This is a genomic window from Streptomyces sp. NPDC127117 (assembly GCF_042677325.1).
In the GTDB taxonomy this organism is placed as follows: domain Bacteria; phylum Actinomycetota; class Actinomycetes; order Streptomycetales; family Streptomycetaceae; genus Streptomyces.
Genome location: NZ_JBHXTM010000013.1, coordinates 57,206 through 68,199 on the forward strand (window position 1 = coordinate 57,206; position 10,994 = coordinate 68,199).

Annotated in this window: 10 protein-coding genes; 4 read left to right on the forward strand and 6 right to left on the reverse strand. The window is 73.2% G+C overall.

What is annotated here, in order from left to right:
* Positions 1-135: 135 nt before the first annotated feature.
* Positions 136-867 carry a PIG-L deacetylase family protein gene (locus tag ACFVH0_RS14140; RefSeq protein WP_385819838.1) on the reverse strand — a complete coding sequence of 244 codons (732 nt, stop codon included), beginning with the start codon at positions 865-867 and terminating at the stop codon, positions 136-138.
* 165 nt (positions 868-1,032) lie between these two features.
* Here ACFVH0_RS14140 and ACFVH0_RS14145 point away from each other — a divergent pair, with 165 nt between their 5' ends.
* Both ACFVH0_RS14145 and ACFVH0_RS14150 read left to right on the forward strand, forming a co-directional pair.
* A complete protein-coding gene (locus ACFVH0_RS14145; protein ID WP_385819840.1) occupies positions 1,033-2,418 on the forward strand; it encodes a rhodanese-like domain-containing protein in 1,386 nt (461 codons plus the stop codon).
* On the forward strand, positions 2,415-3,176 hold the full coding sequence (locus tag ACFVH0_RS14150; protein ID WP_385819842.1) for a sulfite exporter TauE/SafE family protein: 762 nt from the start codon (positions 2,415-2,417) through the stop codon (positions 3,174-3,176). Before ACFVH0_RS14145 ends, ACFVH0_RS14150 begins: the two co-directional genes overlap by 4 nt.
* Positions 3,177-3,200: 24 nt before the next feature.
* Here ACFVH0_RS14150 and ACFVH0_RS14155 read toward each other — a convergent pair whose 3' ends face one another.
* Complete coding sequence (locus tag ACFVH0_RS14155) at positions 3,201-3,479, reverse strand: metal-sensitive transcriptional regulator (protein ID WP_124720304.1); 279 nt, start codon at positions 3,477-3,479, stop codon at positions 3,201-3,203.
* A 99-nt stretch (positions 3,480-3,578) separates the two neighbouring features.
* Here ACFVH0_RS14155 and ACFVH0_RS14160 point away from each other — a divergent pair, with 99 nt between their 5' ends.
* On the forward strand, positions 3,579-4,151 hold the full coding sequence (locus ACFVH0_RS14160) for a rhodanese-like domain-containing protein (protein ID WP_385819844.1): 573 nt from the start codon (positions 3,579-3,581) through the stop codon (positions 4,149-4,151).
* Between the two features lie 57 nt (positions 4,152-4,208).
* Here the strand turns inward: ACFVH0_RS14160 and ACFVH0_RS14165 are convergent, their stop codons facing one another.
* Positions 4,209-5,504: an alpha/beta fold hydrolase gene (locus ACFVH0_RS14165; protein ID WP_385819846.1), complete on the reverse strand. Its 1,296-nt coding sequence runs from the start codon at positions 5,502-5,504 to the stop codon at positions 4,209-4,211.
* Between the two features lie 106 nt (positions 5,505-5,610).
* Between ACFVH0_RS14165 and ACFVH0_RS14170 the strand changes: the two genes are divergently transcribed.
* Positions 5,611-6,774 carry an ABC transporter ATP-binding protein gene (locus ACFVH0_RS14170; protein ID WP_385819848.1) on the forward strand — a complete coding sequence of 388 codons (1,164 nt, stop codon included), beginning with the start codon at positions 5,611-5,613 and terminating at the stop codon, positions 6,772-6,774.
* 74 nt (positions 6,775-6,848) lie between these two features.
* Here the strand turns inward: ACFVH0_RS14170 and ACFVH0_RS14175 are convergent, their stop codons facing one another.
* The 3 genes from ACFVH0_RS14175 to ACFVH0_RS14185 are packed head-to-tail and all read right to left on the reverse strand — an operon-like array spanning position 6,849 to position 10,850.
* Positions 6,849-8,132, reverse strand: a complete 1,284-nt coding sequence (locus tag ACFVH0_RS14175) for a transporter (RefSeq protein ID WP_385819850.1) — start codon at positions 8,130-8,132, stop codon at positions 6,849-6,851.
* Between the two features lie 4 nt (positions 8,133-8,136).
* Positions 8,137-8,724 (reverse strand): hypothetical protein, encoded by a 588-nt coding sequence (locus ACFVH0_RS14180; RefSeq protein WP_385819852.1) that lies wholly within the window; start codon positions 8,722-8,724, stop codon positions 8,137-8,139.
* On the reverse strand, positions 8,721-10,850 hold the full coding sequence (locus ACFVH0_RS14185) for a hydantoinase/oxoprolinase family protein (RefSeq protein WP_385819854.1): 2,130 nt from the start codon (positions 10,848-10,850) through the stop codon (positions 8,721-8,723). The genes ACFVH0_RS14180 and ACFVH0_RS14185 overlap by 4 nt, the downstream gene beginning before the upstream one ends.
* Between the last annotated feature and the right edge of the window lie 144 nt (positions 10,851-10,994).

Consider the following 10,994-nt stretch of genomic DNA (forward strand, 5'->3'; position numbering starts at 1 on the left):
ATCGTGGCGCTTACATGTCAATGGTCTGGACAACATCGACACGTGGACCTGCGGTTTTTCCTTCAGAAGCAGTACCCGCGCATGCGTGACCCCGAACACGCACAGCCGCGATTCCGGGCGGAACCCGGACCCGGGTCAGCGGGTGAACAGTTCGAACGCGACGGCCGGACGGCCGCCGAAGCGCTCCCCCTCGGCCCGCGCGTGACCGGTCAGGAAGGTACGGCAGTAAGCCTCGGGGTCCTCGTCCGTCAGCGCCTCGATGTACGTACGGTGCGCCAGCAGCGACTTCACCGAACGCTCCAGCCCGGCCGTCGCGTCGACCGCGTGGGTGGGCGCGTTCGACCCGGCGACCGCGACCCACCGCACCCCGTTCCACGGCAGGAGCCCCACACGGGCCAGCTCCGGGAAGATCCAGCGGTTGCCGGCGTCGGCGGCGGCGTCGAGGGTTGCGCGGCCGACCGCCCGGTGGTCGGGGGTGTTCCAGGCAACGCCGCCCCAGGTGTCGCGGTGATTGATCGTGATGACCAGCTCGGGGCGGTACTTGCGGATGGCGGCGGCGATGTCCCGGCGCAACGGGAGGCCGTACTCGATCACACCGTCGCGGTGATCCAGGAACTCCACCTCGACGACACCGACGACGGCGGCACTCGCCCGCTGCTCGCGCTCGCGCAGCGGTGCGCACTCCTCCGGCTCCAGCGTGTCGACGCCGGCCTCCCCGCGGGTGGCGAGGAGGTAGGTGACCTCGCGGCCCTCGTCGGTCCAGCCCGCGATCGCCGCCGCGCAGCCGTACTCCAGGTCATCGGGGTGCGCGACCACGGCCAGGGCGCGCCGCCAGTCGGTGGGCATGGGTTCGAGCTGCTGGGTCATGTCGGCAGGCTAGCCTCCGCCGCTCGCCGCCGCCCCGCGTTCCCAGAGCCCGTCCGCCCGGCGTCGCGCAAGTCTCACCCAGGCCAGGCATACCCCCCGGGGTATTGATGTTAACCTGATTCAGAGATACCCCCCGGGGTAAAGCATCACGGAAGGAGCCGTGTCGTGTTCTTCGTCGACACCATCGAGACCGCGGGCCTCGGCAACCGCAGCTATCTGGCAGGCGGGCAGCGGGCCGCCGCGGTCGTGGACCCGCCGCGCGACATCGACCGGGTCATCGCCGCCGCCGCCCGGCGCGGTGTACGGATCGCCCTGGTGGTGGAGACGCATCTGCACAACGACTACGTGACGGGCGGCCTGGAGCTGGCGCGCGTCACCGGGGCCCGCTATCTGGTGCCCGCGGCGGCACAGGTCTCCTTCGACCGGGTCGCGGTCGCGGACGGTGACATCGCCCCGGTCGACGACGGCCTCGTGCTGCGCGCCCTCGCAACCCCGGGACACACCCCGCACCACACCTCGTACGTGCTGGAGGAGGAGGGCCGTGACGTGGCCGCCTTCACCGGTGGTTCGCTGCTGATCGGCAGCGTGGGCCGGCCCGACCTGGTGGAGCCCCGGCTCACCGCCCGGCTGGCCCGCGCCCAGCACGCCTCGGTGCACCGCCTCGCCGCCGAACTCGCGGACTCGGTGCCCGTGCTGCCCACGCACGGCTTCGGCAGCTTCTGCTCCTCCTCGCAGGCCGAGGGGTCGGCCACGACGATCGGCGACGAGCGCCGGCACAACGACGCGCTGGTCAAGGACGTGGACACCTTCGTCGCAGAGCTGCTCGCCGGTCTGGACGACATCCCCGCGTACTACGCGCACATGGGCCCGGCCAACGCGGCGGGACCGGCCCCGGTCGATCTGACCCCGCCCCGCCCGGCCGACGCCGAGGAGATATCCCGGCGGCTGGCCGCGGGCGAGTGGGTGGTGGACCTGCGCAGCCGGGTCGCGTTCGCCGAGGGGCATGTCGCCGGATCGTTCAACTTCGAGGGCGACGGCCCGCTCGCCACGTATCTGGCCTGGCTGATCCCGTGGGGCCGGCCGGTCACCCTGCTGGCGAGCACCGCCGCCGACATCGCCCATGCCCAGCGGGAGCTGTCCCGGGTCGGGATGGACCGTCCGGCCGCCGCGGCCACCGGACGTCCCGAGGACTGGACGGGTCCGGCGACGGCGCTGCGGTCCTTGCGCAGGTCCGACTTCACGGGCCTGGCGGCGGCCCGGGAGCGGGGCGAGGACCCGGTGGTGCTCGATGTGCGCAGGAATACCGAGCACCTCGGGGGTGCGATCGCGGGGGCGGTGCACATTCCGCTGCACGAGCTGCCCCGGCGGCTGGGCGAGGTGCCGCCCGGCGTGGTGTGGGTGCACTGCGCGGGCGGGGCACGGGCGGCGATCGCCGCGTCGATGCTGGATGCGTCGGGGCGCGAGGTGGTGGCCGTCGACGACGGATTCGGTGCGGCGGCAGAGGCCGGCCTGAGTGTCGCCGCCCCCGTGGCCCCGCCCTCCGCGGCATGAGCGCACTGATCGTGGCACTGGTCGCCGGTGCGGTGGTCGGCCTGGCGCTCGGCGGGCTCGGGGGCGGCGGGAGCGTGCTCGCCGTCCCCGCGCTGATCTATCCGCTCGGCTTCACCCCGGCAGCGGCGACCACGGCCGGCCTGCTCATCGTCATCGTGACCTCCCTCACCGGGCTGGTCGCGCACGCCAGGGAGGGCGGGATCCGCTGGCGTACCGGAGGGCTCTTCGCGGCGGCCGGGATCATTCCGGCCGCGATCGCCGGGGCGCTGTCGGTACGTGTCCCGGCCGGGGCGCTGACCGCGGGGTTCGCCGTACTCGCGGCGGTCGCCGCGGTGCGGATGCTCCGGCCACGGACCGGGCCGGGGCCGGAGGCCGGAACCGATGCGGGCGGCGCGCCCGCCGGACGGGTGGCGCGGACGGGTGCCGGGCTCGGCGCGGTGACCGGGTTCCTCGGTGTGGGCGGCGGGTTCCTGGTGGTCCCGGCGCTGGTCACCGTGGTCGCCCTCCCGATGACCGCGGCGGTCGGCACCAGCCTGCTGGTCATCACGGTGAACTCCATGGCCGCGTTGGTCACCCGTCTCGCCACGCCCACCGCGCTGGACTGGGCGGTGATCGCCCCGTTCACGGCGACGGCGGTGCTCGGCGCCTGGGACGGGCGGCGGCTCGCCGCGAAGGTGTCCACGGCCGCCCTGCAGCGGATCTTCGGGGCGGCGCTGCTGGCCGTGGCCGTGTTCATGCTCATCGACGCCGTGGCATGAGCCACGGCGCCGCCCCCGGCCGGCTCAGGCCAGCGAGAGGAAGAGCTTCTCCAGCCGCGCCCGCATCCGGTCCCGGTCCTCCGGCTCACTGCCGCCGTCGGCCATGCAGTGCTGGAGGCCCGTCGCGATGATCGCGAAACCGGCCCGGTCCAGCGCCCGGGAGACCGCCGCCATCTGAGTGATCACGTCCTCGCAGTCCCGGCCCTCCTCGATCATCCGGATCACCCCGGCGAGCTGGCCCTGTGCGCGGCGAAGGCGGTTGAGGACCGACTTCAGTTCGTCGGCCGCCATGTCGAGTTCCACACATCCTCCTCCTGATACCCCAAGGGGTATTCTAGCCCGACCGGGGAAGGGCGGACCGAGTTCCTCCCGAGCCCCGGTGAACGAAAGGAAACACAGCTCGTGACCAGCCCCGTCTCCCTCTCCCCCGCCCAGGCCGCGGCCCGTCTCGCGGAGTTCACCGTGATAGACGTGCGGGCCCCCGGCGAGTACGCCTCCGGGCATGTCCCCGGTGCGCTGAACATCCCGCTGGACCGCCTCTCCGAGGCCGTTCCCGCGCTGAAGTCCGCCGCGGCCCGCGGCTCGCTGCTGATGGTGTGTGCCTCCGGAGTCCGCTCCACCCGGGCCTGCGACATTCTCGCCGCCGCCGACGTCGACGCCATGACGCTCTCCGGCGGCACCTCGGCCTGGGAGGGCGAGGGGCGCGATCTCGACCACCCCGCCGGGGCCCGTGCGACCTGGCCGATGGAGCGTCAGGTGCGGCTCGCCGCCGGTTCGCTCGTGGTGGCGGGTCTGCTCGCCGGGGTGCGGTTCCCTGCGGCGCGCTGGATCTCCGCCGGTATCGGCTCCGGCCTGGTGTTCTCCGCCGTGAGCAACACGTGCGGCATGGCGGCGGCCCTGTCGAAGCTGCCGTACAACCGGGCCCCGCGCGCGGCCACCGGCCTGGACGACACGCTGCGCGCCCTTCGGAGCTGACTTCTGTGGGGCCGTGCGGGGGAGGCGCCGGCCGCCTCCACCCGCACACGGACCGGGTCAGACGTCGTCCCGGACCAGGGCGAGCAGCCGGTCCAGCACCCGCGGTCCGCCCGCGCGCAGCCCGTCGTGCTCGTACTCATTGGTCACCCAGGTGCGCAGGCCCCGGATCGACGCGGCCGTGCGCAGCGCGTGTTCCGTGTCGACGTACATGTCGTCGTGGTACACGGCTGCCGCGACCGGTACCTGGTTGGCCGCCAGGCGCTCGGTGTCGTACAGCGGCGCCCAGTCGGTGCGGGCGGCCAGCAGCCCGGCGGTCTCGCGCAGCGGGCGCAGCGCCGGGTCCACCTCGAAGTGCCAGGGGTGGATGCTCTCCCCGGTGAAGAGCACCGGGCCGTCGCCCTTGAGCGCCCCGGCCGCGTCGAACTGCGGGAATTCGGCACGGACCCGCTCGGCGGACCAGTCGGTGGGCCGCTCGTCCTGGCCGTAGATCGCCTCGTGGAGCAGCGCGTACAGCGGGTGTCCGGCGAACGAGGAGGCCGTGCGTACGGCCTCCTGGAAGGTGTCGGAGAGCTCGGTGCCGTGCGGGGTGCGGACGAAGGCGTTCTCCAGCAGGTAGTGCAGCTGGTGGCTGCCGCTGCCGCCGCCCAGCATGATGCCGAGGGACTGGAAGCCCTCGGCGGTCAGGCGGTGTCCCGCGCTGTCGGTGGGGTGTTCGAGGAGATGGGCGGTGATCTCCCGGGCGCGCTCGACGTCCTGCGGGTAGCGGGCGTAGTGCGCGGCGACCTTGCGCTCGATGCGGGGGTAGGCGGCCCGGTACACGTCGTCCGCGTGCGCGTCGAGGGAGGGCAGCCCGCCGGTGATCAGGACGGCCTTGAGTCCTTCGGGCGCGGCCGACAGATAGCGGACCGCGCAGAAGCCGCCGAAGGACTGGCCGAGGACCGTCCACGGTTCGCCGCCGGTCAGCTGCGGGCGGATCAGCTCGCAGTCGCGCACGATGCTGTCGGACCGGAAGCGGGTGAGGTAGTCGGCCTGCTCGCGCGGGCCGCCGCGCAGCGGCAGGGTCTGCCGGTTGGCGGGGGTGGACAGGCCGGTGCCGCGCTGGTCGAGCAGCAGTACCCGGAACTCCTGCACGGCCCGCCCCAGCCAGGCCTCCGTGCCGACGAACCGCCGGGCGCCGAAGCCGGGGCCGCCCTCCAGATAGACCAGCCACGGCAGCTCCTCGCCGGTCCGGCCGCTCGCCACGGCCTCCCTGCCGAAGACTTCGATCTGCTCACCGCCCGGGTCGCTGTGGTCGAGCGGGACCGTGAAATAGCGGTCGGTGAAGACGATGCCGGGATGCCGGTAGCTGCTCACAAGGTGCTCCTGAATCAGATGTGCCACGGACAGTTCAGCACACGGCCGTGACACGGACAGTCGCGGCCCGTGTGCGGGGCGCCCGGAGGCCTCCTACCGTGCAGGCATGATCCGGTTCGAGCAGGTCGGCAAGGTGTATCCGGACGGTACGACCGCGGTCGACGAGCTGTCCTTCGAGGTCGCCGAGGGCGAGCTGGTCACCCTCGTCGGGCCGTCCGGCTGTGGCAAGACGACCACGATGATGATGGTGAACCGGCTGATCGAGCCGTCGTCGGGCCGGATCCTCGTCGGCGGCGAGGACATCTCCGGGGTGGACCCGGTGAAGCTGCGCCGCCGGATCGGCTACGTGATCCAGCAGGTCGGTCTCTTCCCGCACCGCACGGTCCTCGACAACACCGCGACCGTTCCCGCGCTGGTCGGCTGGAAGCGGGCGAGGGCCAGGGAGCGGGCGGCGGAGCTGCTGGATCTGGTGGGCCTCGACCCGAAGACATACGGTTCCCGCTACCCCGCGCAGCTCTCCGGCGGCCAGCGCCAACGGGTGGGCGTGGCAAGGGCGTTGGCCGCGGATCCGCCGGTGCTGCTGATGGACGAGCCGTTCGGCGCGGTCGACCCGGTGGTGCGCGAGCGGTTGCAGAACGAGTTCCTGGGCTTGCAGGCGACGGTCCGCAAGACGGTTCTGATGGTCACCCATGACATCGAGGAGGCGGTCCGGATGGGTGACCGGATCGCGGTGTACGGGGCGGGGCGCATCGAGCAGTTCGACACCCCGGGTGCCGTGCTCGGGGCACCCGCGACCCCGTACGTGGCGCGGTTCGTCGGCGCCGACCGGGGCCTGAAGCGGCTCTCGGTCACCACGATCGAGCCGGAGGATCTGGAGGAGCCGCCGGTCGCCCGGCTGGACGAGCCGGCCGGCACGGCGGCGGCCCGGCTGGGCGGGGCGGGCGCCCGCTGGGCGGTGGTGCTGAACGGCGACGGCGATCTGCACGGCTGGGTGGCGGCGGACGCGCTGCGGATCGCCGGCGAGCACGGCACGGTCGGCGAACTGGCCCGCAGGATGGACGCCTGGGTACCGGTCGGCGCCCCGCTGAAGCAGGCGTTCAGCGAGATGCTCCAGCACGACGCCGGGTGGGTGGCGGTACTGGACGGCCCCCGGTTCCTCGGCGTGCTGACCCCGGCCAAGCTCCACGAGGCCCTGCGCCGCTCCGTCGACGCGGACGCACGGGGCGTGGCCCGGGACGAGGTGCCGTTCGACTCGGTCGCGGACGCGTAGCAAGCGCCTCGCGCCCGTCGCCCCGGCCGGGAGCATCGCCGTGGTCAGCACCGCCCTGTCCAGCGGTGACCGTGTCAGAGGTAGGTGGCGGCGGTCACGCAGAAGCCTCCGAGGGCGACGGCCCAGACGTAGGGCAGGGTGCGGATCATCACCTGTTGCGGAGTGACGCCCGCGTACTGCGCGCTCCACACGGTCTGGGTGCTCGTGGGGTCGGCGACGCCGAACACCTGGTTGTACGAGGTGGCCAGGCCGAGCACCGCGGTGGCGGGGTAGATCCCGGCGGCGATCAGGACGCCGGCGATCCCCGCGCCGAGGCCGAAGACGTTGAGCGGTCCCCGGTAGAGGCAGAGCGGCACCAGGACGGTGAAGACGAGCACGAAGAGCACCGCGTTCTGCGGGCTGACCGCCTTGACGAGGGGTTCCAGCGCGTCGATCGCCCCGGGCAGTTTCACGGCCGCGAGCAGGATGCCGATGGCGATGAACAGGGTGATCGGTGCGGCGGCCACCTCGAAGCCGCCGTAGAGGGTGCGCAGCAGCCGCTTGTTCATCTCGCGCGGCCGGGTGGTGGTGACCAGGCAGTACAGCACGCCGGCGAGCAGCGAGGGAATGATGGCCACGTCGAGGCCGAGGGCCAGGACCAGCGGCACGACCGGGGTGAGCAGCGCGTACCACGGGGCGTCGCCGAGCCGGGCGCGCCGGCTCGAACGCGGTTTCGGGGTGAGGGACTTGGCGGACCAGGCGTGCTCGACGCCCCGTCGGCGGGACTCGACGAGCACGAAGAGGACCGCGGCGGCCAGCGCGAACGGGAACAGCTTGATCATGAAGCCGCGCACGGTGGGGATGGGCAGTTCGAGGGCCGTCGAGAAGAACTGCCAGACGGGCAGTTCGAACGGCATGCCCGCCGCGATGCCCATCAGGATGGTGCCGGCCGCGGTGACCTTGGGGATGCCGACCGCGATCATCGCGGGAATGCCGATGATTCCGGCGAGCATCGCGGCGGGCGCGGAGCCCGTCACCGTACCGACGAGGGTGGAGACGGCGAGGACGCCGAGGGCCACCACGACCGGGCGGTCGCCGCCGAATTCGACGATCTTGCGGACGAGGGTGCCCGCGATGCCGGTCTCGTCGAGGAGTTTGCCGAGCCAGGAGCCCAGCAGGATGGCGATCATGGTGGCGGCGAGGGCGGGTGCCCCTTCCTGGAGGACGGTGTCCAGGACACTGTTCTCGCCGGTGAGCGGGGCGCCCGCGACGAGGGCGATGACGACGGCCAGGACGACGAGCGCGAAGGCCGTGGGGAGTTTCCGGGTGAGCATCGCGGCGACACCGGCCGCCATGACGAGGAGGATGACGACGCCCATGGCGTTACTTCTCTCTTCCGTGCGGGGCAGTGGTGTGGTGCGCGCCGGCCGTGGCGAGGGCGGCGGTCAGCAGCAGTGGGCTGCGGCCGAGTCCGCAGGCGGTGCGGGCGTGGGCGTGGGCGGCTATCTCCTCGGCCCCGGCGACATGGCCGTACAGGCGTCGGCGTCCCATCCGCAGCACGACATGGCCGAGTGCCTGTTTCAGCGCTGCTTTCGCGGGGCCGTGGTGGAGCTGTTCGTGGACGGCCTCGTGTGCGAGGGCCGCGGCGCGCACCGAGCCCGTCGGGTACCAGTGGCGCCAGCCGTTCTCGTCGACCAGGGCCTCGGCGCGGGCGAGGGTGTCGGTGTACAGCTCGACGGTCGCGGGGCGTGAGGTGTAGCGGGCGAGGAGGCCGTGTTCCAGTCCACCGTCGCGTTCGACGACTCGGGCGCGGGACGGGGCGGGGGCGAGCCGGGCGCCGAACTCCGTTGCCACGGTGGCCCAGTGGCGCAGCAGTTCGCGGTCGCGGCCTTCGTGCGTGGGGGTGGCCGCCAGGAGCCGTACGCCGAACTCGATGTCGTCGGTGGCGGCGAGGCCGACGGTGGTGGTCATGTCCTTGCCTCCACGACCGCGACCACGGGCTCGTCCGCCGCGCGGGTTCCGAGTTCGCTGCGGGCCAGGGCGAGCAGCGGCTGCGGGTCCAGTACGCCGGAGAGGTCGGCGATGCGGGAGCCGAGGAGCAGCCGCAGGGCGGGGGCGCGGACCCCGCCGTCGCCGTACGAGGTGGCCTCGCCGACGAGCCGGGCGAGCGTCTCGGGGGCGGCGGCGACGGTGGTCGTCTCGACCAGGGCGTCGGGGGCGTGCAGCCGGACGACGCCGTCGGCGTCGACGACCCGTACGGGATGCCGGGTGGTGCGGAAGCGGCGCCGGACCTCGGTGCCGTAGACGGTGTGGGCGGGGGTGGTGGCGAGGATGCTCACGTCCGCCGGGTCGGCCCTGAGGCTGGCCGCGGCGGCGTGCAGCCGTTCGTTCCCGTCGGCGCGGTGCGAGCGGTCCTGGGTGCGCAGTTCGGTGGCGCCGGTGGCCACCGCCCGTACCGTGCTGGTCTGCGGGTCCACGGTCACCTCCACCTCCACGCCGTCGGCGGCGGCGCCCTGGGCGACGACGGCCGCCTCGGCCTCGGCGCGGACGGCGAGGATCTGTTCCTGGCCGGCGCCCGGGATGATCCGTTCGATCTGCTCGCGGACCAGGGCGAGGGCGACTCCGATGGGGCTGATGACCTCGCTGTGCCGGGCGATCCGGCCCTCCTGGCCGGTGACGGACGCGAGGTGCGGGGTCACGGACGCGGCGCCTCCGCCGCCGCCGACCAGTACCGCGGTGTCCTTCTCCAGCCGGTAGTCGCGGATCATGGCGTCGGTGACGGCCCTGACCTGCTCGGTGCCGGCGTCGAGGAGGCGGGCCGCCGCGGTGGCGACATCGGTGGACAGGGCCGCGGCCAGCGGGGCCAGCGCGGCGCGGGCCACCTCCTGGTCGCAGCGGGCGAAGTCGCCTTCGGGTACCCGGCCCAGCGCGTTGGCCGCGCAGGTCATGGTGATCGCGTACCGCCCGCCGGCCGCGTCGATCACGGCGTAGTCGTCGGGGTCGCCCGCCATCGGCCGGACGGTGGTGATCCGCGCGTCGCGCAGTTCGTCGGGCGTGGCGAAGCAGGCGTACGGCAGTCCGGCGATGTGCGCGCTGCGGGGCCCGACGCCGACGACCCGGCCACCGCCGATCCGGACCATGGACCCGCCGCCGACGCCGACGGTCCGCACGTCGAGGGCGGAGAGGTACGACGCCTTGCCGAGGATGGTGGCGTGCCGGACGGCGACCTTGCCCCGGCGGACGACGCTGATGTCGGTGGAAGTGCCGCCGGTCTCCAGGAACAGGCCCTCGCTGATCCGTTCCTGCATCAGTGCGCCCGCGACCCCTGCGGCGGGGCCGGAAAGCACGGTCAACAGCGGGCGCCTGCGCATCTCGTCGAGCGACATCACCCCGCCGTCGCACCGCATCACCATCAGCGGCGCGTTCACCCCGGCCTTGGTGATGGAGGCGTCCACGAGGTCGGCGGTGGCCAGCATGCGCGGCAGGATCGCGGCGTTGACCACGGCGGTACGGGTCCTCTTGGCAAGTCCGTACAGCGAGGTGATCTCGTGTGCGGCCGTCATCGGCAGTCCGCGCGGGCGGGCCGCTTCGAGGACCGCCTGTTCGCCCTCCGGCCGGTCGACACCGAACGGCTCGCTGGCGACGAGGACTTGGGCGCCTTCCCGGGTGACGGTGTCGACGGCGGTGCGCACCTCGTCCGCGTCCTCGGGGTCGGCCACATGGGCGTAGGCGAGCGGAAGCCGCTTGCCCGGGGCGAGTTCGAGCCTGCCGAGCGAGGCGAGCCGGCGGGTGAGCACGGCGCCGGGGCCCGTTCCGATGCCGATCAGTCCGACGGTGGCGACATCGCCCTCCAGCAGGGCGTTGGTAGCCTGTGTCGTGCCGTGGGCCAGGAAAGCGACATCCTCGGCGGCGCGGCCGGTCTGTTCCAGCAGCCGGTCGAGTGCCTCGACGATGCCGTGGGCGACGCCGTCCTCGTGGTGGTGGCTGGTGGGAACCTTCACCTGCCCCAGCAGTTCGAGGGTCGTGGCGTCGACGGCCACGGCGTCGGTGAAGGTTCCGCCCACGTCGATACCGACGCGGATGCGGTGGGTGGTCATGGCTGGGCACCTCCTTGTGCGGGTGGGTTGATGCGCGGGCGGGGCGGGGTGGGGGGGGGGGTGGTTAGCACCCCGGCGTTGAAGGGTTGGGCGGCGGGTGTGTTTTTGCCGCGCCCGGCGGGCAGAAGGGGGGGTGCCCCGGGC

Coding starts and splice junctions, on each gene's coding strand:
- ACFVH0_RS14140 (WP_385819838.1), bottom strand. CDS start 867: ATGACCCAGCAGCTCGAACCCATGCCCACCGACTGGCGGCGCGCCCTG.
- ACFVH0_RS14150 (WP_385819842.1), top strand. CDS start 2,415: ATGAGCGCACTGATCGTGGCACTGGTCGCCGGTGCGGTGGTCGGCCTG.
- ACFVH0_RS14170 (WP_385819848.1), top strand. CDS start 5,611: ATGATCCGGTTCGAGCAGGTCGGCAAGGTGTATCCGGACGGTACGACC.
- ACFVH0_RS14175 (WP_385819850.1), bottom strand. CDS start 8,132: ATGGGCGTCGTCATCCTCCTCGTCATGGCGGCCGGTGTCGCCGCGATG.
- ACFVH0_RS14180 (WP_385819852.1), bottom strand. CDS start 8,724: ATGACCACCACCGTCGGCCTCGCCGCCACCGACGACATCGAGTTCGGC.
- ACFVH0_RS14185 (WP_385819854.1), bottom strand. CDS start 10,850: ATGACCACCCACCGCATCCGCGTCGGTATCGACGTGGGCGGAACCTTC.